Source organism: Micromonospora sp. ATLC16 (assembly GCF_057196645.1).
In genome coordinates, this window is sequence record NZ_JBXUOW010000040.1 from 1 (window position 1) to 25,069 (window position 25,069).

The 25,069-nt window shown below is 72.2% G+C and carries 24 protein-coding genes; 16 read left to right on the forward strand and 8 right to left on the reverse strand.

Features of this window, described 5'->3' with window-relative positions; genetic code table 11:
• Nucleotides 1–967 precede the first annotated feature (967 nt).
• The 15 genes from AC2CHE_RS17500 (at nt 968) to AC2CHE_RS17570 (ending at nt 17,465) form a co-directional block, all read left to right on the forward strand.
• Complete coding sequence (locus AC2CHE_RS17500; RefSeq protein ID WP_484506008.1) at nt 968–1,798, forward strand: alpha/beta hydrolase family protein; 831 nt, start codon at nt 968–970, stop codon at nt 1,796–1,798.
• A 116-nt stretch (nt 1,799–1,914) separates the two neighbouring features.
• Nucleotides 1,915–3,072, forward strand: a complete 1,158-nt coding sequence (locus AC2CHE_RS17505; RefSeq protein ID WP_484505961.1) for an acyl-CoA dehydrogenase family protein — start codon at nt 1,915–1,917, stop codon at nt 3,070–3,072.
• On the forward strand, nt 3,069–4,190 hold the full coding sequence (locus tag AC2CHE_RS17510; RefSeq protein WP_484505962.1) for an acyl-CoA dehydrogenase family protein: 1,122 nt from the start codon (nt 3,069–3,071) through the stop codon (nt 4,188–4,190). The genes AC2CHE_RS17505 and AC2CHE_RS17510 overlap by 4 nt, the downstream gene beginning before the upstream one ends.
• Nucleotides 4,191–4,279: 89 nt before the next feature.
• Nucleotides 4,280–5,062, forward strand: coding sequence for an ABC transporter ATP-binding protein (locus tag AC2CHE_RS17515; protein WP_484505963.1), 783 nt, complete (start codon nt 4,280–4,282; stop codon nt 5,060–5,062).
• A complete protein-coding gene (locus AC2CHE_RS17520; RefSeq protein ID WP_484505964.1) occupies nt 5,062–5,781 on the forward strand; it encodes an ABC transporter ATP-binding protein in 720 nt (239 codons plus the stop codon). Before AC2CHE_RS17515 ends, AC2CHE_RS17520 begins: the two co-directional genes overlap by 1 nt.
• A 16-nt stretch (nt 5,782–5,797) precedes the next feature.
• The gene (locus tag AC2CHE_RS17525) at nt 5,798–6,676 is read left to right on the forward strand and encodes a branched-chain amino acid ABC transporter permease (RefSeq protein ID WP_484505965.1); all 879 of its coding nucleotides are present in this window, start codon (nt 5,798–5,800) and stop codon (nt 6,674–6,676) included.
• Complete coding sequence (locus AC2CHE_RS17530) at nt 6,673–7,779, forward strand: branched-chain amino acid ABC transporter permease (protein WP_484505966.1); 1,107 nt, start codon at nt 6,673–6,675, stop codon at nt 7,777–7,779. The genes AC2CHE_RS17525 and AC2CHE_RS17530 overlap by 4 nt, the downstream gene beginning before the upstream one ends.
• Nucleotides 7,780–7,843: 64 nt before the next feature.
• A complete protein-coding gene (locus tag AC2CHE_RS17535; protein ID WP_484505967.1) occupies nt 7,844–9,124 on the forward strand; it encodes an ABC transporter substrate-binding protein in 1,281 nt (426 codons plus the stop codon).
• A 179-nt stretch (nt 9,125–9,303) separates the two neighbouring features.
• On the forward strand, nt 9,304–9,915 hold the full coding sequence (locus AC2CHE_RS17540) for a TetR/AcrR family transcriptional regulator (RefSeq protein ID WP_484505968.1): 612 nt from the start codon (nt 9,304–9,306) through the stop codon (nt 9,913–9,915).
• A gap of 65 nt (nt 9,916–9,980) precedes the next feature.
• Complete coding sequence (locus AC2CHE_RS17545) at nt 9,981–12,902, forward strand: helix-turn-helix transcriptional regulator (RefSeq protein ID WP_484505969.1); 2,922 nt, start codon at nt 9,981–9,983, stop codon at nt 12,900–12,902.
• 185 nt (nt 12,903–13,087) lie between these two features.
• Entirely contained in the window at nt 13,088–14,059 is a 972-nt protein-coding gene (locus tag AC2CHE_RS17550) for an ABC transporter substrate-binding protein (RefSeq protein ID WP_484505970.1), read from the forward strand.
• A 75-nt stretch (nt 14,060–14,134) separates the two neighbouring features.
• Nucleotides 14,135–14,926, forward strand: coding sequence for an ABC transporter permease (locus tag AC2CHE_RS17555; RefSeq protein WP_484505971.1), 792 nt, complete (start codon nt 14,135–14,137; stop codon nt 14,924–14,926).
• A complete protein-coding gene (locus AC2CHE_RS17560; protein WP_484505972.1) occupies nt 14,923–15,747 on the forward strand; it encodes an ABC transporter permease in 825 nt (274 codons plus the stop codon). Before AC2CHE_RS17555 ends, AC2CHE_RS17560 begins: the two co-directional genes overlap by 4 nt.
• On the forward strand, nt 15,740–16,540 hold the full coding sequence (locus AC2CHE_RS17565) for an ABC transporter ATP-binding protein (RefSeq protein WP_484505973.1): 801 nt from the start codon (nt 15,740–15,742) through the stop codon (nt 16,538–16,540). The genes AC2CHE_RS17560 and AC2CHE_RS17565 overlap by 8 nt, the downstream gene beginning before the upstream one ends.
• A 37-nt stretch (nt 16,541–16,577) precedes the next feature.
• Nucleotides 16,578–17,465, forward strand: a complete 888-nt coding sequence (locus AC2CHE_RS17570; RefSeq protein WP_484505974.1) for a PaaX family transcriptional regulator — start codon at nt 16,578–16,580, stop codon at nt 17,463–17,465.
• Here the strand turns inward: AC2CHE_RS17570 and AC2CHE_RS17575 are convergent.
• From AC2CHE_RS17575 to AC2CHE_RS17590, 4 genes are all read right to left on the reverse strand, one after another.
• Nucleotides 17,462–18,988, reverse strand: coding sequence for an acyl-CoA synthetase (locus AC2CHE_RS17575; protein WP_484505975.1), 1,527 nt, complete (start codon nt 18,986–18,988; stop codon nt 17,462–17,464). The two genes, AC2CHE_RS17570 and AC2CHE_RS17575, sit on opposite strands and share 4 nt — an antisense overlap.
• A 64-nt stretch (nt 18,989–19,052) precedes the next feature.
• Entirely contained in the window at nt 19,053–19,505 is a 453-nt protein-coding gene (locus AC2CHE_RS17580) for a MaoC family dehydratase (RefSeq protein ID WP_484505976.1), read from the reverse strand.
• 16 nt (nt 19,506–19,521) lie between these two features.
• Nucleotides 19,522–20,403, reverse strand: a complete 882-nt coding sequence (locus AC2CHE_RS17585) for an amidohydrolase family protein (protein WP_484505977.1) — start codon at nt 20,401–20,403, stop codon at nt 19,522–19,524.
• 24 nt (nt 20,404–20,427) lie between these two features.
• On the reverse strand, nt 20,428–21,354 hold the full coding sequence (locus AC2CHE_RS17590; protein ID WP_484505978.1) for an SDR family oxidoreductase: 927 nt from the start codon (nt 21,352–21,354) through the stop codon (nt 20,428–20,430).
• A gap of 83 nt (nt 21,355–21,437) precedes the next feature.
• Between AC2CHE_RS17590 and AC2CHE_RS17595 the strand changes: the two genes are divergently transcribed.
• Entirely contained in the window at nt 21,438–21,905 is a 468-nt protein-coding gene (locus AC2CHE_RS17595; RefSeq protein WP_484505979.1) for a MarR family winged helix-turn-helix transcriptional regulator, read from the forward strand.
• A 19-nt stretch (nt 21,906–21,924) separates the two neighbouring features.
• Here the strand turns inward: AC2CHE_RS17595 and AC2CHE_RS17600 are convergent, their stop codons facing one another.
• The 4 genes from AC2CHE_RS17600 to AC2CHE_RS17615 are packed head-to-tail and all read right to left on the reverse strand — an operon-like array spanning nt 21,925 to nt 24,940.
• Nucleotides 21,925–22,698: an IclR family transcriptional regulator gene (locus AC2CHE_RS17600; protein WP_484505980.1), complete on the reverse strand. Its 774-nt coding sequence runs from the start codon at nt 22,696–22,698 to the stop codon at nt 21,925–21,927.
• Nucleotides 22,699–22,728: 30 nt separating this feature from the next.
• Complete coding sequence (locus AC2CHE_RS17605) at nt 22,729–23,676, reverse strand: PDR/VanB family oxidoreductase (protein WP_484505981.1); 948 nt, start codon at nt 23,674–23,676, stop codon at nt 22,729–22,731.
• Nucleotides 23,673–23,900, reverse strand: a complete 228-nt coding sequence (locus AC2CHE_RS17610; RefSeq protein WP_484505982.1) for a hypothetical protein — start codon at nt 23,898–23,900, stop codon at nt 23,673–23,675. Before AC2CHE_RS17610 ends, AC2CHE_RS17605 begins: the two co-directional genes overlap by 4 nt.
• Nucleotides 23,897–24,940, reverse strand: a complete 1,044-nt coding sequence (locus tag AC2CHE_RS17615; RefSeq protein WP_484505983.1) for an aromatic ring-hydroxylating dioxygenase subunit alpha — start codon at nt 24,938–24,940, stop codon at nt 23,897–23,899. Before AC2CHE_RS17615 ends, AC2CHE_RS17610 begins: the two co-directional genes overlap by 4 nt.
• Nucleotides 24,941–25,069 lie beyond the last annotated feature (129 nt).

The following is a 25,069-nucleotide window of genomic DNA, read 5'->3' on the forward strand; positions in this document are numbered from 1 at the left end:
GGGCCCGCAAGGGGCGGGCCCCCCCCGGGGGGGGGGGGGGCGGGGGGGGGGGGGGGGGGGGGGGCGCGCCCCCCCCCCGGACCGGGGATCAGCAGGAGAGGTTCGCTCCGGCGGGCACTCCGAGGATGCCCACGAACTGCTGGTACCGGGTGACCCGACTCTGCACCTGGGCGGGGTTGCCGCCGTTGCACTCGATCGAGCGTTGATGCTGCGGCGGAGGTGGCGGTCGACGGGGTGACCGCCAGCAGCGCGCCGGTGAGCGTCAGTGCCGCGAGCGCGGCCAGGGTGCCCCGGCTCATCGGCGGACATGATGGTAAAACCGACTGTTTGCAAACCTTACTATTAGTTCCAAGTAGTGAACCGGGCGTTGAGCCGGGCACGTCGCTGTGGGATTCTTGGACGCCGATGCGTTGTCGCGCGTGTGAATGACCGTCGCCCGATGGGCAACCGGAGCCGCCACGGTTCCGAGGGGCGACGGCCGAAGAGGGGATTCGTCTCTGTTCCGCCGGCCCCGGGCCCGGCACGTCGGGCTCGGGGCCGGTGGATCTCCGCGCGGCCAACGAAGGAAGATCATCAAGATCTCCGACAGGCGCGGCGTTCGTCCTCTGGCCCACCCCGGCGATCAGCCCGACGCGGGCATGTCCTTGTCGCGCTGGGTCTGCTGCTCGGCAGCGCCGCACTCGCCGGCATCGACCAGCCCGTCGCCGTCGCCGCCTACCACGGGCTGTCCATGATGAGCCGCTTCGCCCGCACCGGCGACCAGTCATCCGGGCGGCCAGCGATGAGCGGCGGGTGGGTAGCCGTGCCCAACGGTGACGCCGGGACTGGTGATTCTGCCGATGCGGGGCCGAGGGGGTGCCCCAAACACTGATCGCAGTCGATACCACTCCAACCCAAGGGAGTATCCGACGTGCGATCTACCACCACCACCCGTCCCCGTTCCCTCTCCCTGTTGGCCCGGCTGGCGATGGCCGCCGTCGTGGCCACCGGTGGCGTCGTCGCCGCCTCGTCCCCGGTCCAGGCCGCCAACCCGTACGAGCGGGGGCCGGCGCCGACAAACGCGATCCTGGAGGCCAGCCGCGGCCCCTTCGCCACCTCGTCGACGAGCGTCTCCTCGCTGGTCAGCGGCTTCGGCGGCGGCGTCATCTACTACCCGACCACCACCACGGCGGGCACCTTCGGCGCGGTGGCCATCTCGCCCGGCTACACCGCCTCCTGGTCGAGCCTGGACTGGCTGGGCCCGCGGATCGCCTCGCACGGTTTCGTGGTGATCGGCATCGACACCATCACCCGCTTCGACCAGCCGAGCAGTCGGGGCCGGCAGCTGCTGGCCGCACTGGACTACCTGACCGAGCGCAGTTCGGTGCGCGGGCGGATCGACGCCGGTCGGCTGGCCGTGGCCGGGCACTCGATGGGCGGCGGCGGCAGCCTGGAGGCCGCGGCGAGCCGACCGGCGTTGCAGGCCGCGGTGCCGCTGGCGCCGTGGAACCTGGACAAGAACTGGTCGAACCTGCGGGTGCCGACGCTCATCGTCGGCGGTGAGTACGACACGATCGCCTCGGTCTCGTCGCACTCCGAGCCGTTCTACAACAGCATTCCGGCCTCGGCCGAGAAGGCGTACCTGGAACTGAACGGCGAGGGTCACTTCTTCCCCAACACGGTGAACACCCCCACCGCCAAGCAGATGGTGGCCTGGCTGAAGCGGTTCGTCGACGACGACACCCGGTACGAGCAGTTCCTCTGCCCGGGGCCGAGCGGTCTGGCGATCGAGGAGTACCGCGACACCTGCCCGCACTGAGGGTGGCCCGGGGCGGTCGCGTCGCGTCCGCCCCGGCCGTCCGGCCGCCGGTCTTCCGTCCCGTGGACCGGCGGCCTTATATTGCATCAGCAATGCAATAACATTGGAGGTGGCGAGTGTCCGACCACACGGCGGACGGGCTGCGCGGGCTGGTCGCCGCGTTCCTGCGGACGCACGACCCGAGCGTTGACCGCACCGGTTTCCTGCGCGCCCGCTTCGACGCCGGCCTGGCCTGGGTGCACCACCCGCCCGGTCGCGGTGGCCTGGGCGCACCACCGCACCTTCAGGCGGTGGTGGACGACGCCTTCGCGGAGGCCGGCGCGCCGGACAACCAGCCCCGGCGCAACAGCATCGGGCTCGGCATGGCCGCGCCGACCCTGCTGCGGCACGCCAGCGAGGCCCAGTGCCAGCGCTGGCTGCGACCGCTGTGGACCGGCGAGGAGGTGTGGTGCCAGCTGTTCAGCGAGCCCGATGCCGGCTCCGACCTGGCGAGCCTGCGTACCCGGGCGGTGCCCGACGGCGACGGCTGGGTGGTCGACGGCCAGAAGGTGTGGACGTCACTGGCCCACGAGGCGCGCTGGGCGATCCTGCTGGCCCGCACCGACCCGGCCGCACCGAAGCATCACGGCCTCACCTACTTCGTCTGTGACATGACCGCGCCGGGGGTGCAGGTCCGGCCACTGCGGCAGGCCACCGGCGAGGCGGAGTTCAACGAGGTCTTCCTGACCGGGGTCCGGATACCCGACGCCCATCGGATCGGCGAGGCCGGGCACGGTTGGCGGATCGCCCGCACCACCCTGATGAACGAACGCGTCGCCATCGGCGGCCGGCCGTTGCCCCGGGAGGGTGGGATGGTCGGGGTGCTGGCCCGGCTGTGGCGGGAGCGACCGGACCTGCGCACCGGTGGCCTGCACGAGGAGGTCCTGCGCGCGTGGGTACGCGCCGAGGCCGCCCGGCTGGCCGCGCTGCGTCTGCGCCAGCTGGTCGCCGCCGGTCAACCCGGCCCTGAGGGCTCGGCGGTGAAGCTGTCCTTCGCCGAGCTGAGCCAGCGGATCAGCGGCCTGGAGGTCGAGTTGCGCGGCGCCGAGGGGCTGCGGCACGACGACTGGACGATGCGTCGTCCGGTGGCCCCGGACCTGCTCGGCCGCACCGCCACCTATCGATACCTGCGTGCCCGGGGCAACTCCATCGAGGGCGGCACCTCGGAGATCCTGCGCACCATCATCGCCGAGCGGGTGCTGGGCCTGCCCGCCGAGCCCCGGGTGGACCGATGACCGACCTGCTCTACGACGCCGACGAGGAGGCGCTGCGCGACGCCGTCCGCGCCCTGCTGGCCACGCACGCACCATGGCAGCGCATCCTCGCCGCCGTCGACGCCGGTGCGCCCTACGACGCGGCACTGTGGCGTCGGCTGGTCGACCAGACCGGAGTGACCGGCCTGGTGGTGCCGGCCGAGCACGGTGGCGCCGGAGCCGGGTTCCGCGAGGTCGCGGTGGTGCTGGAGGAACTGGGCCGGGCGGTCGCGCCGGTGCCCTTCCTGGGGGCCGTCGTGGCCACCCGGGCGCTGCTGGCCTGCGACGAGTCCACTCTGCTGCGCCAGGTCGCCGCCGCCGAACGCGACGTGACGTTGGCCGTCGGTCTCGCCACCGCGCCCGACGCGGATCCCGGGACGGTCACCGTCGGCCCCGGACCGACGCTGTCCGGCCGGGTGGCCGGCGTGGCCGACACCGCGCCGCACAGCCTGCTGCTGGTCCCGGCCGGCGACGCGTTGTACGTCGTCGACGGCACCGAGCCGGCGGTCCACCGGACCCCGGTGGTGTCCCTGGACGCCACCCGGCCGCTCGTCGACCTCGAGTTCACCGCCGCGCCCGCCCGCCCGGTCGCCCGGGGCACGGTGGCCGCCACGGCGGTGACGGCGGCGCTGACCACGGGCGCGGCGCTGCTCGCCTCGGAGCAGGTCGGGGTGGCGCAGTGGTGTCTGGACACGACGGTGGACTACGTGCGACAGCGTCACCAGTTCGGCCGGCCGGTCGGCTCGTTCCAGGCGGTCAAGCACCGGCTGGCCGACCTCTGGGTGGAGCTGACCGAGGCCCGGGCGGTGGCCCGGTACGCGGCCGCCAGCGCCGCCGGTGCCGAGGCGTCGCTGGCCGCCGCGTTGGCGCAGGCGTACTGCGGCCCGGTGGCGGTCCGGGCGGCGGAGGTGTGCGTCCAGTTGCACGGTGGCCTGGGCTTCACCTGGGAACACCCGGCCCATCTCTATCTCAAGCGGGCCAAGAGCGCCGCGATCGCCTTCGGCACCGCCGACCGGCACCGGGCCGCCCTGGCTCGGCTGGTCGACCTGCCCGCGCCCGTCGTCGTCGGGTCCGTCCCGGACGGCGGTGCCGGCGGGTGACGAAGGGCCATCCGGAGGTGTTGACGAAACACGCGAGAAACGTACACTCCGAGTGTAATAATCTCGACCGCGAGGCGGGGGGCGGGTTGATGGCGGACGGTCTCGCACTGCACCAGGTCGGCGTCCGCTTCGGCGGCCTCACCGCCCTTGACGACATCTCGCTGACGGCCGGGCCGGGCGAGGTGGTCGGGGTGATCGGTCCCAACGGGGCCGGGAAGACCACGCTGTTCAACGTCGTCTGCGGCTTCGTCACCGCACACACCGGCACGCTCACCCTCGACGGTCGGCCGCTGCGGCCACGGCCGCACCGGCTCACCCGCCTGGGCATCGCCCGGACATTGCAGGGCACCGGCCTGTTCGCCGGGCTCACCGTGCTGGAGAACGTGATGGCCGGGGCCACCCACACCGCCCGCACCGGTCTGATGCCGGCCCTGCTGGGGCTGCCCCGCAGCGACCGCGACGAGCGCCGGCTGCGCGAGCACGCCCGCGCCGTCCTGGCCGACCTGGGCATCAAGGAGTACGCCGACGCCGCGCCGGGCACCCTGCCGTTCGCGGTACGCCAGCGGGTCGCGCTCGCCCGCGCGCTGGCCGCCCGCCCCCGGCTGCTGCTGCTCGACGAGCCGGCCGGCGGCCTCGGCGCCGATGACGTGGACAGTCTCGCGGAGTTGATCCGGGGGCTCCCGCACCGGGCCACCGACCCCTGTGCGGTGCTGCTGGTGGAACACCACATGGACCTGGTCATGGCGGTCTGTGACCGGATCGTGGTGCTCGACTTCGGGCGGGTCGTCGCCACCGGGCCGCCCGAGGCGGTCCGTGAGGATCCGGCTGTGGTGGACGCCTACCTCGGTGCCACTCTCGACGAGGCAGCGTAGTGGGCGGCGACCTGCTCACCGCCGAGGCCCTGGCCGCCGGCTACGGGCCGATCCCGGTGCTGCACGACGTCGATCTGCGGGTGCCCACCGGCACCATCGCCGCCGTCATCGGGGCCAACGGCGCCGGCAAGACCACCCTGTTGCGCACCCTGTCGGGCATGCTGCGTCCGACCGCCGGCCGGATCCTCCTCGACGGCCGCGACCTGCGCGGCACCCCGGTCGAGCAACTCGTGCGGCGCGGCGTGGCGCACGTGCCGGAGGGACGCGGCGTGATCGGAGAACTCACCGTGGAGGAGAACCTGCGCCTCGGCGCGTTGTGGCGGCGGGATCGCAGCGACGCCGCGCGCGCCCTCGACGAGGTCTATCAGCTGTTCGAGCCGCTGGCCGCGCGGCGGCGACACCTCGGCCACCAGCTCTCCGGTGGCGAACGGCAGATGCTGGCCCTCGGTCGGGCCCTGGTCGGCCGGCCCCGGCTGCTGCTGCTGGATGAGCCGTCGCTCGGCCTGGCACCACGGGTGGTGGCCCAGACCATGGCGTTGCTGCGCCAGCTGCGCGACGACAGCGGGCTGACCGTGCTGCTGGTGGAGCAGAACGTGCGCAGTGCTCTGGCCGTCGCCGACCAGGGCATCGTGATGTCGCTCGGGCGGATCGTCCTGGCCGCACCGGCCGCCCGGCTGCGCGACGACGCCGACCTGCGCCACGTCTACCTCGGATTCTGAGAGCACAAGGAGGACCGTGGACCGCTTCCTGTTCCTCACCCTCGACGGACTGTCGAGGGGCGCGGTCTACGCCGCGTTCGCCCTCGCCCTGGTGCTCATCTGGCGGGCCGGTCGGATCGTCAACTTCGCCCAGGGCGCGATGGCGGTGGCCGCGGCGTACGTCGCGTACAGCGTCACCGCCGCCACCGGCTCGTACTGGCTCGGCTTCGGCGCGGCGCTGCTCGCCGGGCTGCTGCTCGGCGCGGTCGTCGACATCGCGGTGATGCGGCTGGTGGACCACCGGTCACCGCTCAACCCGGTGATCGTCGCGCTCGGGCTGGTCCTGCTGATCCAGGCGGTCCTCGGCATGGTGTACGGCAACGAGTACCTACCCGCCCGGACACCGTTCAGCCGGACCGCGCTGACGGTCGGCGGCACCGCCGTGCTGTCCCCGTACGACCTGTTCGTCTTCGCCACCGTCGGGGTGGTCGGCGCGGCCCTGGTCTGGGTCTTCACCCGGACGGCGATCGGGCTGCGGATGCGCGCCGCGGCGTTCGCACCCGAGGTGTCCCGGCTGCTCGGGGTGAACGTGGGCGGCATGCTCACCCTCGGCTGGGCGCTGGCCTCGGGTGTCGGCGCCCTGGCCGCGATGCTGGTCATCCCCACCGGACTGGGCCTGCATCCGCACGCGATGGACCTGGTCTTCGTCTCCGCGTTCACCGCCGCGGTGCTCGGCGGGTTGGACAGTCCGCCCGGCGCGGTCGTCGGTGGTCTCGGCGTCGGCCTGCTGCTGTCCTACGTCAGCGGGTACGCGGGCGGCGACCTCATCCCGCTCGCGGTGCTCGCACTGCTGCTGACGGTGCTGCTGCTGCGCCCCGGCGGGTTGTTCGCCGCGGTCACCGCGAGGCGGGTGTGAGCGCCACCCGGGCGGTGGCGCCGTCCGTCCGGCACACCGCCGCCGGTGCCGCCCGGTTCGGCCGGTCGCTGCCGACCCTGGTCCGTCACCTCGCCGTCGCGGCCGGCGCCGGCCTGCTGGTGCTGATGGTCAGCTACCAGCTCGACTCGTTCCGCAACTTCCAACTGGCCACCGTGGCGGCCTACCTCTGCGCCACGGCCGGGCTGACCGTCCTGACCGGCCTCTGCGGGCAGCTCTCGCTGGGACACGGCGCGCTGATGGCCACCGGCGCGTACACCCTCGCCCTAGTGCAGAACGCCTTCGCCGAGCGGGGCCTCACCGCCGGCGGATGGCTGTTCGTGTCGCTGGTGGTCGCGGTGCTGGCCACCGTCGTCGTCGGCGCGGTCGTCGGGGTCGCCGCCGCCCGGCTGCGCGGGCCGTACCTGGCCGGGCTCACGCTGGCGGTGGCCGTGGTGGTGCCGGCGTTGACCGTCACCTTCGACGGGGTTTTCAACGGCGAGCAGGGTCTGGCGGTGCCGGTGGCCCCGGCCCCGGCCGGGCTGGGCAGCTACTTCCCGCACGAGCGGTGGCAGCTCTGGGTGGCCGCCGCGGCGACCCTGATCTGCCTGGTGCTGCTGGCGAACCTGGTCCGCAGCCGCTACGGCCGCTCGTTCCGGGCGGTACGCGACGACGAGGTCGCCGCCCGGCTGGCCGGGATCCACGTGGCGCGTACCCAGGTCGTCGCGTTCGTGGTCAGCGCGGCCAGCGCCGGCCTCGGCGGGGCCCTGCTGGCGATGCTCGCGCAGAGCGTTTCACCCGGCGCGTTCGGCCTGACGTTGTCGCTGTTCCTGCTGATGGCAGTGGTCATCGGCGGTCTCGGTCGAATCGCCGGGGCGGCCTGGGGCGCCTTCCTGCTGGTCGCCCTGCCCGATCTGACGCACTCCCTGACCAACCTGTTCACCCTCTCGCCGGCCGCGGCGCAGCGACTGGAGGGCAATCTGCCGCTGGCGATCTTCGGTAGCACGCTGATCGCGGTCATGATCGTCGCGCCGGGAGGTGTACAGGGGTTGTTGTCCCGGCTGGCCCGGGCCTTGCGCGCCCGCTGGCCGGTCGGGCGGTCGTAACCGTCGCACCTACTCACCCAACCATCCATTTCGCACAACCGGACCGATGAAAGGTCGGTGTCCCATGCGAAGCACGGCACGGCGCGGTCTCGTGATCGCCACCACTCTCACCCTGCTGCTCACCTCAGCCGCCTGCGGCTCCGACGACGGCCCCGGTGCGGGCGCGGCGGTGCCCGGCGTCACCGATACGGAGATCGTCGTCGGCACCCACATGCCGCTGACCGGTCCGGCTTCCGCCGGCTACTCGAAGATCGCCCCGGCGACGAAGGCGTACTTCGACTACGTCAACGCCAACGGCGGCGTGCACGGCCGCAAGATCAGCTACAAGATCATGGATGACGGCTACAACCCCGCCACCACCCAGCAGGTCGTCCGGCAGCTCGTCCTCCAGGACAAGGTCTTCGCCATCCTGAACGGGCTCGGCACGCCGACCCACACCGGCGTGCTGGACTTCCTGCACACCAACCGGGTACCCGATCTCTTCGTCGCCTCCGGCAGCCGCAGCTGGGACCAGCCCGACCGCTATCCGAACACCTTCGGCTTCAACCCCGACTACACCGTCGAGGGCAAGATCCTGGCGAATCACGTGAAGACCGCCCTGCCCGGGCGCACGGTGTGCTTCCTCGGGCAGGACGACGACTTCGGCCGCGACGCGTTGGCCGGGGTGGAGAAGGTGCTCGGGGCCGACGGCGTGGCGGCCCGGCAGACGTACGTCACCAGCAACACGAACGTCGCGCCACAGATCGGCGCGTTCAAGGCGGCCGGCTGCCAGGTGGTCATCCTGGCCACCGTGCCCGGCTTCACCGCCCTGTCCGTCGGCACCGCCGCCCGACTGGACTTCCGGCCGCAGTGGGTGGTGTCGAACGTGGGCGCCGACCTGCCGACACTGTCCCGGCAGCTCGGCGACGCCGCCGGACTGCTGGAGGGCCTGATCGGCCTGAACTACCTGCCGATGCAGGGGGACAGCGACGACCCGTGGATCCAGCTGTTCACCAAGGTCAACGCGGAGCACAACGGCGGTGCGGAGTTCGACGGGAACACCGTCTACGGCATGGCGGTGGGTTACCTGTTGGTGCAGGTGCTCCAGACGGCCGGCAAGGACCTCACCCGGGAGTCGTTGGTCGAGGCCGTCCGCAAGGGTGGTTACCAGGGGCCCGGTGTGGCGCCGTTGCGGTTCTCCGCCACCGACCACTCCGGTTACGGCGGCGGTCGGCTGAGCCGGGTCGAAGGGGGAGAGCAGCGCTACTTCGGTCCCACGTACGAGACCGACGAGTCCGACGGGCCGGTCAACGAGTACACCGCGCCGCCGGCGCCGCCACCGGCCGACGGCGTGCCGACCGCCTGATCCGCTCGCGTGTGCGCCGCCCGGGCCCCCGGACGGCGCACACCGGCGAGACGAGCCAGCCCGCGCCGACCTGCCGCGACACCGGCCGCGATCGGTCAGGCTCGTCCGGGCAGGGTCTCGGCGAACGCCTAGACTCGGCTCGCACGAACGCGACGCCAGGGGTGAGGGGGACGGCGGGGATGGTCAGTGCCGAGGCGGCCGGCCGGGTCGACGGGCGCACCGCCCGGGCCGAGCGCACCCGGGCGGCGATCGTCGAGGCGCATCTCGCGCTCATCTCCGAGGGAGACCTGCGCCCGACCGGCGAGCGCATCGCCGAGCGGGCCGGCATCTCCCTGCGTACGCTCTGGACCAACTTTAAGGACATGGAGACCCTGTTCGAGGCCAGCGGGGCCGAGCTGCTGCGCCAGCAGGAAGCCGCGTGGCGGCCGATCTCGCCCACCCTGCCGCTGGCGAAGCGGGTCGACGCGTTCTGCCGGCAGCGGGCGAAGCTGCTGCAACTGATCGCGCCGTCGGCTCGGGCGGCACAGATGCGCGAGCCGGTCTCCGCGCAGCTGCGCCGCAACCGGCTCAAACACATCGCCCGGGTACGCGACGAGGTCGAGCAGCTGTTCGCCGACGAACTGGCCCGCGCCGGGTCGGCCCGGACCCAGCTGGTCAACGCCGTGGTGGCGGCGAGCACCTGGCCGGCGTGGTCGACCCTGCGCGACGGCCTCGGGCTGGGGGTGGACGCCGCCCGCGCGGTGATGGCCCGCACCGTCGGCGCGCTGCTCGCCGAGCCGGCCGACCGCTGACCTCGGCGGAACCACCCCGACAATTCCCTCTTCTCAAGCGCCGACGGGTAGGCGAGACTCGATGCATGGTTAATGCATCGACGGTGCAAATAGCTGTGCTACGGGGCCGGCAGGCAGAGTGCCGGGAGATCCAGAGCCTGCTCGCCGCACCGGTCGGCAAGGCGCTGCTGCTGCACGGCGAACCCGGCTCCGGGCGTAGCACGCTGCTGGCGTACGCACACCGGCACGGCCGGGGCCGTCGGCTGCTCGCCGCCGCCGGCCTGCCCGACGAGGCGATGCTGCCCTACGCCGGGCTGCAGCGGCTGCTCGATCCGGTGCTCGTCGGCACCGGCGCGCTGCCCGGGCGGCAACGGCAGGTGCTGCGCCGGGCGGTGGCCGGTGAAGGCTGTCGCGACCAGGACCAGTTGGTGCTCTCCCACGCCGTACTCGGGCTGCTCGCCGAGGCCGCTCACGACGGTCCGCTGCTGTGCACCATGGACGACCTCGACGTGGGCGACGCCCCGACGGCGCGGTTGCTGACCCTGGTGGCCCGGCGACTGCCGCGGCTGCCCGTCGTCCTGCTGCTCACCGCCGGCAGCGACAGCGGGGCGGACGCGATACCCGGCCGCCGGCTGCTGCCGCTCGACGAGCCGGACAGTCACGCCCTGCTGGCCGCGCGCCGCCCGGGGCCGCCACCACCCGACCCGGTGCTGGCCGGACTGAACGCCCTCGCCGCCGGCAATCCGCAGGCCCTGGTCGACCTCGCGGACTCGCTGACCCAGGGCCAGTGGCACGGTGTGGAACCGCTGCCCACCACCCCGCCGACCGACGGCGGGCTGGGCCGGGCCTACCGTGGCGTGCTCTCCCGCCTGCCCGGCGACACGCGGCGCGCGCTGCTGCTGGCCGTGCTCGCCGCGACCGCTCCCGCCGGTTCCGAGCGGGCCGACGTCGCGGACCCGGTAACCCTGGGCCGGGCGCTGCGCGCCGTCGGCGACAGTCTCGCGACGCTGGCACCGGCCGAGGCCGCCGGCCTGGTCCGACTCACCGCACCGGGTGGCGCCGCCTTTCCCCGGTCGCTGGCCCGCGCCATGGTCGAGGCCACCGCCTCGGTAACCGCGCGCCGCGAGGCTCATCTACTGCTCGCCGCCGCGCTCGACGGCACCGGGGCCCGGCTGCGTCGGGCCCTGCACCTGGCGGCGGCGACCGATGGACCGGCACCGGCGCTGGCCACGGAACTGGCGGACGCGGTAGGCGAGCGGACGGACCGTCTCACCGCAGCGACGGCGCTGGCCCGGGCCGCCGAACTCAGCGACGATCCGGAGCGCGCCGCCAGCCGACAGGTCACCGCCGCCCGCTACGCCTGGCAGGCTGGCGATCCCGGCCGGGCCCGCGCGTTGCTGCACCGCGTCGCTGAGGCACCCAGCGGTCCGACAGCGACACTGCCGGACGGGGTGTCAGCCACTACGGTCGGGCGCGACGTCGTGGCCGGTGCGCCGCCGGACGGCGACCCGCCCGCATCGGCCGGGCGGGTCGCCGGCAGCGCGGCGGTGTGCGACCGGGGGTTGGCCACTGCCACCGGGGGACTCGCCGAACTGCTGCGTGGCGAGATGCGACTGCGCTGCGGCTCGGCCCCGGCCGCGCTGCCGAGCCTGCTGTCCGCCGCCAGCGCACTGGCCGAGGTGGACCGTGAGTCGGCGTTGGTCGCGTTGGTCCGCGCCGGTGAGGCCGTCTGCTTCTGCGGCGACCAGTACCGCTACGCCGAAGTGGCCCGCCGCATGGCGACACTGCGTCGGGACGGGGATCCACCGTGGGCGGACCTGTTGACCACCCTGGTCGCCGGGGTCGCCGCCACGCTGCGCGGTGACCACGCCCACGCCGGACCGCTGCTGCGCCGGGCGGTGGTGCTCGGTGGGCGGTTGACCGATACGGCGGTGACCCCGACCGCGTTGACCGGCGCGGCCGTGGCCGGCCTGCTGGTCGCGGTGGACGCCGCGGCGTACCGGCTCGCCGACCGCGCCGTCGAGCTGGCGGCCGACCGGGGCGAGCTGTCCCTGCTGCCCAGGGCGCTCGAGCTACGGGCGATGAGCGAGTACTGGCTGGGCCGCCACGAGGCCGCGACGCAGAGCTGTCGGGAAGGGCTGCGGGTGGCGCGGGCCGCCGGCCAGCACACCAGCGCCGGTGTCCATCTCGGCCTGCTCGCCGTGCTCGCGGCCGTGCGGTCGGACCACGAGGCCAGTCTCGGTCACGTCGCCGAGCTGGGCGACGGCGCCGTGCCGGGCAGTCGCCCGCACGCCCTCGCCGAGTGGGCCCTCGCGATGCTGGACCTGGTCGACGCCAGGTACGCCGACGCGGCAGACCGGCTGGCCGCGCTGGCTCACCCCGGTACCGGGCGCGGTCAGGTCCTCGTCCAGGTGATGGCCACGCCTTACCTGGTGGAGGCCGCCGCGCACGATGGCCGGCAGACCCGGGCGCGGGCCGCGCTCACCGTCTTCGACCGCTGGGCCGGCAGCACCGCCAGCCCGCTGCGCCGGGCGCTGTCGGCCCGCTGCCACGCGTTGCTGGCCCCGCGCGGTAGCGCCGAGGCCGAGCGGCATTTCCGTGCCGCGCTGTCCCTGCATCCGAGCGATGCCGCCACCTTCGAGCGGGCGCGCACCGAGTTGCTCTTCGGTCGGGAACTACGCCACGCCCGCCACCCTCGCGAGGCTCGCGGTCACCTGCACCGGGCCCGGCAGACCTTCGTCCTGCTCGGTGCGCAGGCGTGGGCCCGGCAGTCCACCGTGGAGCTACGCGCGGCGGGGGAGTCCGTCGGTACGCCGGACCCGTACGCCGTGCGGCTGCTCACCGGTCAGCAGCTACGCGTCGCCCTCCTGGTTGCCTCCGGTGCCACCAACCAGGAGGTGGCCAGGCAGATGTTCCTGTCCACCCGGACCGTCGACCATCACCTGCGAAACATCTACCACCGGCTCGGCATCCGCTCCCGCACCGAGCTGGTCCGTGCGTTGGGCTGACGTGGCGGAATCGATATTCAACTGATTTGTGACGGGCGTCAGAATTTCTTGACATTTCGGGGTAGGGTGGCCCACGATGTCCAACACGGCCGGGTGATCTCACTCACATCGAGCCCGCCGCAGGTCCCAAGACACCTGTCGGTGTTGACGCGCCCACCACTCCCGCCCCAGGAAGGGCCTTGTCGATGAAGAAGCTGTTCACGTTCGGGCTGATCGCCGGCGTCGCGATCGCGCTCGTTGGATGTACGGACTCGGATGCCACCCCCTCGGGAGAGGATAGCGGCGAACTTCGCCAGGTTCGTGTCGCGGCCCTGCCGATCACCGAGACCGCCGCGTTGTGGGGCGGCATGAAGGCCGGCATCTTCGAAAAGCACGGGCTGTCGGTCGAGGTGCTGCCCGCGCAGGGCGGGGCACAGGCCATCCCCGCGCTCATCAACGGCGACATCGACTTCGCCATCGGTCAGCCGTTCGGCCCGTTCCGGGCCGACCTGCAGGATCTCGGCGTCGTGATCATCGGCAACTACGCGTCGTCCTACGCCGAGGGCGACGACATCAACGCCGTGGTGGCCTCGGCCAAGTCGGGCATCACCAGGCCGGCGGAGCTGGCCGGCAAGCGAGTGGCGGTGAACAGCCTCGGCGCGGCCGGCGACGTGACGATCATGGCCGCGGTGGAGAAGGACGGTGGTGACCCCTCCACCATCAAGTTCGTCGAGGTCGCCTTCCCCGACGTCCCGGCGCAGCTGGAAGCCGACAACATCGACGCCGCCTGGGTGCCGGAGCCCTTCGTCACCCAGCTGCGCAACCGTGGCGACGCCTTCGTCGTCGCGCCGTACCAGGCGGTCGCCCCCGGGCTCGCGACGCTCACCGCCATCACGACGAAGGAGCAGATGGACTCCGAGGCCGAAGTGGTCGCTGACTTCACCGCGGCGATGAAGGAGACCCTCGCGTGGGCGCAGGACTCCGCCAACGAGGCGGCCGTCCGCCAGGCGATCAAGGACAACCTGGAGCTCCCGGAGGCGGTCGCGGACTCGGTGAAGCTGCCGCAGTTCGGCTGGGAGCTGGACCGGGCGAGCCTGGAGTCGCTGGCCACGCTCGCCGGCAAGTACAAGGTGCTCGATCAGCAGCCCAACTTCGATCGCCTCATCCAACAGCAGTAGCCGGCGCGGTCCCGCCCTTCCCGGTGACCGGCCGGGAAGGGCGGGACCGCCGACCACGGGAGCAACATGCACGTCTTGTCCCTCCGGCGTCCCCGTTCGCTGCGCAAGGTGATGCTGGGCGTTGTCGGGCTGACCGGGTTCCTCGTCATCTGGCAGCTGGTACCGACCCTGGGCCTGATCAACTCGCAGTATCTGCCGTACGTCACGGACGTGCTCGCCCGGCTCGCCGAGGAGTTCCGCGACCTCGCCTTCTGGCGTCGGCTCGGGTACACCATGACCTCCTGGGCGATCGGGCTGGCCGTGGCCACCGCCGCCGCGGTCGTCCTCGGCACGATCGTCGGCCTGGTGCCCTTCCTGCGCCGCGCCACCCACACGGTGGTGGAGTTCCTGCGGCCCATCCCGTCGGTGGCGCTCATCCCGCTCGCCGTGCTGTTGTTCGGCATCCAGATGCAGGCGGCCCTGCTCATCATCATCTACGCGTCGTTCTGGCAGGTCTTCGTGCAGGTGATCTACGGCGTCGCCGACGTCGACGCGGTCGCCCGGGACACCGCCCGCAGCTTCGGGCTCACCCGCCGTGAGCGGTTGTCGTATCTGGTGCTGCCGACCGCCCTGCCGTACCTCATGACCGGCGTCAGGCTGGCCGCGGCGGTCGCCCTCATCCTCGCCATCACCGCCGAGATGGTGATCGGCAATCCCGGTCTGGGACGGATGATCGAGCTGTCCCGGTCCGCCGGTGACTCGGTCGGCCTGTACGCCTTCGTGGTGGTCACCGGCCTGCTCGGGCTCGTGGTGAATCTCGTCTTCCGGTCCATCGAGCGGCGTTCGCTGTCGTGGCACCAGTCCGTACGCGGTGAGGAGGTCCTGTGACCGTGCACGCCGGCCGGATCGCCCAGCGCCCGCGCGGGCGTGGCCTCGGGCGTCGCGTCGCCGCTGGCTTCCTCTACCCGCTCGGGCTGCCCTTCCTGCTGCTGGTGATCTGGGGACTGGCGTCGACCTCGTCGACCAACCGGTTCTTCCCCGGCCCTCTCACGATCTTCGAAGCCTTCGGGGAGACCTGGATCGGTCCCGCGTTCGTCGACGACGTGCTGCCGAGCCTCTACCGGCTCGCCCTCGGCATCGCCGCCTCGATCGTGATCGGCGTCGCCGCCGGCACGCTCATCGGGCTGTTCCAGTGGCTACGGGAACTGCTCGAACCGCTGCTGGAGTTCTTCCGGGCCATTCCGCCGCCGGTGCTGATCCCGGTCGTGATGCTGCTGCTCGGCATCACCGACACGATGAAGGTGGTGGTGATCGTCTCCGGTGCGGTCTGGCCGATCCTGCTGAACACGATCGACGGTGTCCGGGCCACCGACAGCGTGATGTCCGAGACCGCCGACTCGTTCCAGATCACCTGGTGGGAGCGGCTCCGGTACCTGGTGCTCCCGGCCGCCAGCCCGCGGATCATGACCGGGGTCCGGCAGGGGCTCTCGGTCGCGCTGATCCTGATGGTCATCTCGGAGATGTTCGCCTCGTCCGCCGGACTGGGCTACCGGATCGCCTACTTCCAACGCAACTACCTCATTGCCGAGATGTGGAGCGGCATTCTCCTGCTCGGCCTCGTCGGCGTGCTCCTCGCCGCGACCTTCGGTGTCGTCGAGCGACGGGTGCTGCGCTGGTACCACGGAATCAGGGAGGTCAACCGTGCCTGACCAGAGCACCCTGCTGCGGGTGGAGCACCTGCGCAAGGTCTACGAGTCCGCGAACGGCGATGTCGAGGCGATCGGGGACATCAGCTTCACCATGCGCTCCGGTGAGCTGGTCTGCATCGTCGGGCCGTCGGGCTGCGGCAAGACGACCCTGTTGAAATGTCTCGCCGGCCTGCTCCGGCCCACCAGCGGCCTGGTCGAGATGGACGGGGCGCCGGTGACCGGCCCGAGCCCGGCGATGGCCGTCGTCTTCCAGGAGTACGGCCGCAGCCTCTATCCGTGGTTGACCGTCCGGGGCAACGTCGAGCTGCCGCTGCGGCACAAGCGGCTCTCCCGCCAGGCCCGCGACAAGCTCGTCACCGACGCCATCGAGGCGGTCGGGCTGGCGCACGCGGCACGCAGCCACCCGTGGCAGCTCTCCGGCGGCATGCAGCAGCGGGTGGCGATCGCGCGGGCCGTCGCGTACCAGCCCGAGGTGCTGATCATGGACGAGCCGTTCGCCGCGGTCGACGCCCAGACCCGCGCCGACCTGGAGGATCTCGTCCGCGAGCTGCACGCGAGCCGTAGGATTTCGGTTCTCTTCGTCACCCATGACATCGACGAATCGGTTTACCTGGGGGAACGGGTACTGGTGTTGTCCGCGTCGCCGACCTGGGTACAGGAGGACCTGACGGTCGACCTGCCGCCGGAGCGCGACCAGATCAGCACCCGGGCGCTACCGCGCTTCACCGAGCTGCGTACGCATGTCTACGACCAGATCCAGCGTGCCAAGCGCGGGCAGACCGTCGCCCCGTGACCGTGCCGAGGGGTGGATTCGCTCGAGAGGGAAAGCTGTGCGCAGTCGTCAGCCGAAGCAGCTGCTGCTCGCGTTCTTCGGCGAGCACGTCGTCGACGATGCGGTCGGCCCGATTCGCGCCAGCGTCCTGATCGGGGTGCTCGAAGGAGCCGGCGTCGCCGCGCCGGCGACGCGGGCGACCCTCGACCGGCTGGTGCAGACCGGCATGCTGGACCGGAGCAAGAGCGGCCGGGAGATCCTGTTCTCGTTGACCGAGCACGGCGTGGCGGTGTTGCGGGAGGCCACCGCACGCGTCCGGGGTCCTCGCCCGTTCGATCCGCAGGGCACCGGCTGGACCCTCGTCACGTTCACGATCCCCGAGGGGCAGCGGACCCTGCGCCACCGGTTGCGTTCCACCCTGACCTGGGAGGGGTTCGCGCCGCTGCGCGACGGGCTCTGGCTGGCACCCGGCGAGGTCGACCTCGCCGGGTCGCTGGAACCGTTGTGTGAGGACCTTCCCCCCAAGACGGTCATCGCCTTCCACGCCCGGGAACTCGCCGGCTTTCCGATCGCCGACAGTGTCCGCGCGGCCTGGGACATCGAGGCGATCCGCCGTCAGCACCTGGCGTTCATCGAGGTGTGGGGCGATCCGGGTGCCGCGACCCAGGCGGCGAGCGCGCTGACCGTGCGTACCATGCTGGTGGCCGACTGGCTCGCGTTGCTGCGCGCGGACCCGAGGCTGCCCCGCGAGTTCATGGACGCGCAGTGGCCGGCCGGGCGGTCGACGCAGGTCTACCGGCGGATGCACCAGCGGTTGGCCACGGCCTCCGCCGAGGAGTTCGCCGCCCTCGTTGCCGGTGGCACCGGCGCGGCGGCCAGGAACGTCGGTGGTGTCGCGGCGAGGTCGGTCGGCGATCCGGCACGGCGCAGCCGGACCTCGAACTAGCCGGCGAACCGGCTCCGCAGGTCGCCCTTGCGTACCTTCCCGGACGCGGTCCGGGGAAGTTCGTCGACGACGACCACGTTCTTGGGCACCTTGTAACGGGCGACCCGGCCGTCGAGGAACTGCTGGACCGTGGCCACGTCGACGGTGGCGTCCTGGCGCACCGTCATGATCGCCCACGGCACCTCGCCCCACCGCGCGTCCGGTACGCCGATGACCGCCACCCCGGTCACCCCGTCGATCTCGCCGAGCAGGACTTCGATCTCGGCCGGGTAGATGTTCTCGCCCCCGGAGATGATCATGTCCTTGAGTCGACCCGAGATGTAGAGGTAGCCGTCGGCGTCGAGGTAACCGAGGTCGCCGGAGCGGAACCAACCGTCCGGGGTGAACGCCTCGGCCGTCGCCTCCGGCAGCAGGTGATAGCCGGGGAAAACGTTCGGGCCGCAGATCTGGATCTCACCGATGCCGTCGTCGGCGAGCGGTGCGCCGTGTTCGTCGGCGATCCGCACGCCGGTGAAGAAGTGCGGCAGGCCCACGCTGCCCTGCTTGACGCGGGTCATCGCCGGAGGCAGCGACGTCGCGCCCGGCGACGCCTCGGTCATGCCGTATCCCTGCGAGAACGACAGGCCGCGCTCCTCGTAGGCGTTGAGGATCCGGGTGGGCACGGCCGAGCCGCCGCAGGTCAGCTTCCGCAACGTCGACAGGTCGGTGGTGGCCCAGTCCGGGTGGTCGGCCATCAGCTGGTAGGTGGTCGGCACGCCGCTGAGCATGGTGACGCCGTGCCGCTCGATCTGGGTCAGCGCGCGTCCCGGCTCGAAGCCCTTCTCCAGCACGAGCGTGGCGCCCTTGAGGATGACCGGCAGCGCCCCCATGCCGAGGGACGCGACGTGGAACAACGGCGAGATCATCAGCGCGACGTCGGTCGACACGACGTCGTAGTCGACCACGCAGTTGAGCGCGACCCAGGTGAGGTTGCCGTGGGTCAGCACGGCACCCTTGGCCCGCCCGGTCGTACCCGAGGTGTAGATGATCGCGGCCGGGTCGTCCAGGCTCACCGCGACGGCGGTGCTGGCGTCCGCGGCGGTCGTGTTCAGCAGCCGGGTCAGTCCCGGCCGGTCGGCGGTACCCCCGCCGGTGACGATGACGCGCGGGGGCGGCCCGGTGCCGATGGCGGCGGCCACCCGCTCGGCGAACTCGGGATCGTGGATCAGCACCCGCGCGCCGCAGTCGGTCAGCACGTGGGCTACCTCGGGCGGCGCCAGCCGGGTGTTGATCGGCACGAAGACGGCACCCAGCCGCGCCGCGCCGAACATCACCTGGAGGAAGTCCGGACTGTTCTCGCCCAGGTAGGCCACCGCGTCGCCCTTGCCGACGCCGAACCGCCGCAGCATCGCGGCGACCCGGTCGGCGCCGTCGGCGAACTGGCGGTACGTCACGGTGGAGCCCGCACCGTGGACGAGGGCGAGCCTGTCCGGGGACTTGAGCCGGCGCTTGGCCAGCCAGGCACCGATTCCTTGTTCATGCATCAGCGGTCTCCCGGTGGTGGCGGACGGTGCGTCGATGCGTGACCTGCCGGCGTGCCGGTGGCGGTCAGGCGTAGAAGCGGTACAAGCCGCGGGCCACCACTGCGGGCTTGGTGCCGCCGTCGATCTCGATCGTCTGGTCGACGGCGATCTGGTACCCGCCGGACACCTCGACGACCTCGGCGACCGTCGCGGTCATGCGGACCTGCGAGCCGACCTTGACCGGGGCCGGGAAGCGCACCTTGTCCAGGCCGTAGTTGACCTTCGTGGTGACCCCCTTCACGTCGAGCAGTTCGGTCCAGAAGGGCACTGCCAGCGAGAGCGTGAGGAAGCCGTGGGCGATAGGCGCGCCGAAGGGGCCGTTCTTCGCCCGCTCCGGGTCGACGTGGATCCACTGGTGGTCGTCGGTGGCGTCGGCGAAGAGGTTCACCTGGTCCTGGGTGACCGTCCGGTAGTCGGTGTAGCCGAGGTCGGTGCCGGCAAGGTCGGCGAGCTGCTCGTAGGTGATCGTCGTCGTCATGAACGTCCTCTCGTCGTCAGCTGGACAGGCGCAACAGCCGGACGGCGTTGTCCTTCAGAATGCCGGGGAGCACCTCGGGCTTGAGGTCGGTGGTGCGCACGTCCCGCAGCCAGCGGTCCGGGGTGAGCAGCGGGTAGTCGGTGCCGAACAGCACCCGGCGCTTGAGCAGCGAGTTGGCGTACCGCACCAGCTCGGCCGGGAAGTACTTCGGGCTCCAGCCGGACAGGTCGATCCAGGTGTTCGGCTTGTGGGTGGCCACCGACAGCGCCTCGTCCTGCCAGGGCACCGACGGGTGGGCCATGATGATCTGGAGGTCGGGGAACTCGGCCGCGACGGGGTCGAGCAGCATCGGGTTCGACAGGCCGAGCCGGAAGCCGTAGCCGCCCGGCATCCCGGCGCCGATGCCGGTCTGCCCGGTGTGGAACAGCGCCGGCACGCCGGCCTTTTCGAGCAGGCCCCACAGCGGGGCGTACTGCTCGTCGCTCGGATCGAAGCCCTGCACCGTGGGATGGAACTTGAAGCCGCGTACGCCCTCGTCCTCGATCAGCCGAGTGGCGAGGTCGAGCGCCGCCGACCCGGTGCGCGGGTCGACCGACCCGAACGGGATCAGGACGTCGGCGTGCTCGGCCGCGGCGCGGGCGATCTCCACGCTCGACAGCGGCTGGTGCGCCAACTGGGTGCGGGCGTCCACGGTGAACACCACTGCCGCCATCTGGCGTTCCCGGTAGTACTGCGCCACCGCCTCGATCGCCGGGCGCGGCCCGTCGGCCTTGAAGTACTTCGACACCGCCGCCACCAGGTCGTCGGGCAGCGAGTTGTGGCCGTGCTCGTCGACCTCGATGTGCACGTGCATGTCGATCGCGGTGACGGCGTCGAGGTCGATGGCGGGCTGGTACATGATGGGGAACTTTCGTCCGGCGGGTCAGGAGGCGGCGGTCTTGAACTCCTCGGGCAGTTCCGGGAACCGCTCGCCGACGCTCTGCAGCGCCCCGGCGAACGTCGCCGGCCAGGCTTCGAGCAGAGCATCGTACGTCCAGCCGCCCTCGCGGTGGGCGGTCAGCGCCGCCTCCGGGTGGGTCCAGATCTGGAGCCGGTCGCCGCCCACCCCGATCACCTGACCGGTGACGCCGCCGGCCGCGTCGGAGCCGAGGAACGCGATGAGCCCGGCGACGTCGTCCGCCGTGCCGAAGCCGAGATCGTGCCGGAAGAACGCTGGCATCGGCTCGCCCTGCTCGGCCGCCTGCACGGCGGCGGCGAAGTAGGGAACCGTGGCGGTCATGGCGGTCGCGGCCACCGGAACCACGGTGTTGGCGGTGATGCCGGCCCGCTTGAGCTCCAGCGCCCAGGTGCGCGTCATGCCGACGATGCCCGCCTTGGCGGCGGCGTAGTTGGTCTGGCCGAAGTTGCCCCGCTGGCCGGTGGGGGACCCGATGCAGATGACGCGCCCACCCTCGCCGGCCGCCCGCATGTGTTGCACCGCCGCGCGGACGGTGGTGAAGGTGCCGCGCAGGTGCACGTTGATGACGGTGTCGAAGTCCTCGTCGGTCATCTTCCACAGCACGGTGTCGCGCAGCACACCGGCGTTGGTGACCAGGATGTCGAGTCGACCGAAGGTCTCGACGGCGGCAGCGACCAACCGCTCGGCGGTCTCGGTCGGGCCGACCGGAGCGACCACCGCTGCGGCCCGGCCACCGAGCGCCTCGATGGACGCGACGGCGTCGGCAGTGGTCTGCGCGTCGACGTCGTTGACCACCACGGCGGCACCCTGCCGGGCGAGCTCCTGCGCGTACGCGAGGCCGAGACCGCGTCCGGATCCGGTGACGATGGCGACCTTGCCGTCCAGGGACATGGGGAACTCCTTCGTGTTCACCTGATCTGAGCACGGACCGTTGAAAATGTCAATCATTGGTGAAACGCGCTACCATCGTCGCCATGTCCGCTAGCGGGAAGACCCGGCTGCCGGGGCGGAACGCCCTGCGGGACAGCGTGCTCGGCGGTGACCTGGTATTTCTGCTGGCCCGCGCCAACGCGCTCACGCTCGCGGCGGCCAACGCCGCCCTCGCCGAGCACGGGCTCAAGGCGCGGTCCTACTGCGTGCTCGCGCTGGCCGCCGACGGGGTGCGACCCACCCAGCGGGAGCTGGCCGAGTTCCTCCGCCTCGACCCGAGTCAGGTCGTCGCGCTGGTCGACGGGCTCGAACAACGCCAGTTGGTGGAGCGTCGCACCGACCCGGCCGACCGGCGGGCCAACGTCCTCGTCGCGACCGACGCCGGCCGGGACCTCTTCGCCCGCGCCCAGCAGGCCGCCCGCGCCGTCGAGCTGGGGCTGCTGGCCACGGTGACCCCCGAGGACCACGAGCGGCTGGCCGGTCTGCTGCGGCTGCTCGCCTTCCCCGACTGAGCCGGCGGGGCGTACCGACCTACCCGGCAGACCGCCGTGACCCGTACGGCGTGCCGAGCGATCGGGAGATGGTCCGGCCCGCCGCCTGGACCAGCGGCGCCAGCGCCACCGGGTCCGCCCGGTGCTGCGCCACCACGAGTGAGATCGCGGCGACCACCGAACCCTCCGGTCCGCAGACCGGCGCGGCGACCGAGAGAGCGTCCATGGTCACCTGCCGGTCGCTGACCGCGTACCCGGTGCGCCGCACCTCGGCCAGCCCTCGGCGCAGCCGCCCGGGATCGGTGATGGTCAGCGGGGTGTACCGCTCCAACGGCGCGGCCAGCACCTGTTCCTGCACCTCGGCCGGCGCGTACGCGAGCAGCACCAGCCCGACTCCGGTGGCGTGCAACGCGAAGCGGCCACCGACCCGGGTGAGCACCGGCACCGCGTGCCGCCCGGCGATCCGTTCGATGAAGACCAGCTCGACGTCCTGCCGGACGGCGAGCTGGACGTTCTCATGGGTCACCTCGTACAGGTCCTCCATGGTCGGCAGCGCCAGCTCGCGCAGCCCGAGCCCCCGGGGAGCGAGCGAACCCACCTCCCACAGCCGTAACCCGATCCGGTACCGCCCGTCGTCACCGCGCTCCAGCGCGCCCCAGGCGACCAGCTCGGCGACCCGGCGGGACGCGGTGGGCAACGGCAGTTCGGCGCGGCGGGCCAGCTCGCTGAGGGTCAGCGCCGGGCTGGCCGGGGTGAACGCGTCGAGCAGGGCCAGCACCTTGCTGGTGACCGACCGTCCGGGCTGCGCGTCCACCCCGCCATCATGCCGATCCCGGCCGGCCGGTCACAGCTCCAGCGTCAGCCGGGGCGTGACCGACCGGGACACGCAGATCATCATGGTGTCGCCCGCGGCCCGTTCCGCCTCGGTGAGCAGGCTGTCCCGGTGCTCCGGCACGCCGTCCAGCACGGCTGTCTCGCAGGTGCCGCAGGTGCCCTCCCGGCACGAGGAGAGCACCTGCACGCCGGCCGCCTCCACCGCCGCCAGGATCGACGTGCCCGGCGGCACGGTGAGCGTCCGGCCGCTGAGGGCGAGTTCCACCTCGACGGCGGTGTCCACGGCCTCGGTGGGGGCCAGCGGGGTGAAGCGCTCGACGTGCAGGGCTCCGGCGGGCCACGTCCGGCAGCGCTGCTCCACGGCCGCGATCAACGCCTCCGGCCCGCAGCAGTAGACCAGCCCGTCGACCGGCTGTCCCAGCAGCTCGTCCAGGTCGAGCAGGCCGGTCTCGTCCTGGGGATACAGGCGCACCCGATCGCCGTACTTCTCCCGCAGGGCGTCGGCGAAGGCCATCGTGGCGCGGCTGCGTCCGCCGTACACCAGCTGCCAGTCGGCGTCGGCGGCGTCGGCGACCATCGGCCTGATCGGGGTGATGCCGATGCCACCGGCGACGAACAGGTAGCGCGGCGCCGCCACCAGCGGGAAATTGTTGCGCGGCCCGCGCACCCGGATGGTCGCGCCCGGGGTGAGACGTTCGTGCACGTGCCGCGAGCCGCCGCGCCCCTCCGCCTCCAGCTGGACCGCGACCCGCAGGGTGGCGCGGTCGGCCGGGTCGCCGCAGAGCGAGTACTGGCGCACCAGTCCCGGCCCGAGTTCCAGGTCGAGGTGCGCACCCGGGGTCCAGGCGGGCAGGTCGCCGCCGTCGGGGCGGCACAGGCCCAGCACGTCGACACCCGTCGCCGCCCGGTCCCGCTCGGCCACCACCAGCTCCGCGCCGTCCAGCCCGTCGTCGGTCACGCCGGCACCGCCGTCCGGGTCGGTGCGGCGTGCGGGGTCGGTGCGACCGCCTCCGGCGGCTGGTGACCGTACGGGTGGGCGAGCAGCCACTCCCACAGCTCGACCGGTTCCTCGGCGACGCGCTCGGCACCGCAGTGGCAGATCCCGCGCAGCGTGTCGGTGCCCGGCATCCAGTGGATCCGGTAGATCCGGTCGCCGGTGAGCATGCTGGCCGGCTCGGTCATCGGGGCGCCCCCACCGTCCCCGCCTCGACCATCCGGGCGATCAGACGCCGGGCGGCGAGCCCGCCGGTGTCGATGTTGATGCTGAGTTCCTGGTACCTGTCCGGTTCGGACGCGATCACCTGCTCCAGGATGTTCAGCGCCGTCACGTCCTGCATGACCACCGTGTGGTTGCTCTGGTGCAGGTACGCGCTCACCGACTCGTCGTCGACGGCGAAGTCCCGGGCCACCGCCCAGAAGTCGTAGGTGGTGTGCTCCGTCGACGGCGTGATCGCGTACACGATCTCGGCGTGGAAGGCGCCGCTGTCCTCGCCCTCGGCCGGCGGGTAGAGGCCCTGCGGCGCGATCCGGCTGTGCAGCAGGTACAGGCACGGCGGGTGGTACTCGATGTCCTGCCAGCGGGTGATCCGGCCCTGGATGCCCGTCGACTTGGCGTAGAACGGCGGGCACTCGGCGTCGTCCATGTGCCGGCTGACGTAGACGATGCCGCGTTCCTCGTCCACCTCGGTGGTGATCGGCGTGTTCGCCACCTCGGGGGTGCCGATGTAGCCGCCGTGCAGGTAGGTCTCGTGGGACAGGTCCATCAGGTTGTCGACCAGCAGGCTGTACCGCGCGTTCAGCGGCGCCATCCCACGCACCACCGTGTACCGGGGGTCGTCCAGCCAGGGCGCGCGGGGAATGGTGGTCGGGTCCGCGCGGTCCCGGTCGCCGATCCACACCCAGATCAACGAATCCTGCTCCACCACCGGGTACGCGGCGACCCGCGCGGTACGCGGGATGCGTTGCTGACCGGGTACGAAGACGCAGGCACCGGTCTGGTCGTAGGTGAAGCCGTGGTACCCGCAGACGATGGTGTCGCCGTCGAGTCGGCTCTCGGAGAGCGGGTAGCGGCGGTGCACGCACCTGTCGGCGAGCGCCACGGCCTCGCCGGACTCGGTGCGGTACAGGACCAGCGGCTCACCGAGCACCGTGCGGGCGAGCAGATCCCGCCCGACCTCGCTACTGTAGGCCGTCACGTACCACTGGTTGCGGGCGAACGCCATCGTGACCCCACCTCTCTCGCCGACGGACCGGGGGTGCGGTCGGATGATCCCGTGATCCGACCGCTGATCGGCACTGTCTATTTCACTCAGTGCAAGGCCGTCGGCCTTCCGCCGGTCGCCGCGACGCTG

Coding starts and splice junctions, on each gene's coding strand:
- AC2CHE_RS17500 (WP_484506008.1), top strand. CDS start 968: ATGGCCGCCGTCGTGGCCACCGGTGGCGTCGTCGCCGCCTCGTCCCCG.
- AC2CHE_RS17510 (WP_484505962.1), top strand. CDS start 3,069: ATGACCGACCTGCTCTACGACGCCGACGAGGAGGCGCTGCGCGACGCC.
- AC2CHE_RS17515 (WP_484505963.1), top strand. CDS start 4,280: ATGGCGGACGGTCTCGCACTGCACCAGGTCGGCGTCCGCTTCGGCGGC.
- AC2CHE_RS17535 (WP_484505967.1), top strand. CDS start 7,844: ATGCGAAGCACGGCACGGCGCGGTCTCGTGATCGCCACCACTCTCACC.
- AC2CHE_RS17540 (WP_484505968.1), top strand. CDS start 9,304: ATGGTCAGTGCCGAGGCGGCCGGCCGGGTCGACGGGCGCACCGCCCGG.
- AC2CHE_RS17545 (WP_484505969.1), top strand. CDS start 9,981: ATGGTTAATGCATCGACGGTGCAAATAGCTGTGCTACGGGGCCGGCAG.
- AC2CHE_RS17550 (WP_484505970.1), top strand. CDS start 13,088: ATGAAGAAGCTGTTCACGTTCGGGCTGATCGCCGGCGTCGCGATCGCG.
- AC2CHE_RS17575 (WP_484505975.1), bottom strand. CDS start 18,988: ATGCATGAACAAGGAATCGGTGCCTGGCTGGCCAAGCGCCGGCTCAAG.
- AC2CHE_RS17580 (WP_484505976.1), bottom strand. CDS start 19,505: ATGACGACGACGATCACCTACGAGCAGCTCGCCGACCTTGCCGGCACC.
- AC2CHE_RS17585 (WP_484505977.1), bottom strand. CDS start 20,403: ATGTACCAGCCCGCCATCGACCTCGACGCCGTCACCGCGATCGACATG.
- AC2CHE_RS17590 (WP_484505978.1), bottom strand. CDS start 21,354: ATGTCCCTGGACGGCAAGGTCGCCATCGTCACCGGATCCGGACGCGGT.
- AC2CHE_RS17595 (WP_484505979.1), top strand. CDS start 21,438: ATGTCCGCTAGCGGGAAGACCCGGCTGCCGGGGCGGAACGCCCTGCGG.
- AC2CHE_RS17610 (WP_484505982.1), bottom strand. CDS start 23,900: ATGACCGAGCCGGCCAGCATGCTCACCGGCGACCGGATCTACCGGATC.
- AC2CHE_RS17615 (WP_484505983.1), bottom strand. CDS start 24,940: ATGGCGTTCGCCCGCAACCAGTGGTACGTGACGGCCTACAGTAGCGAG.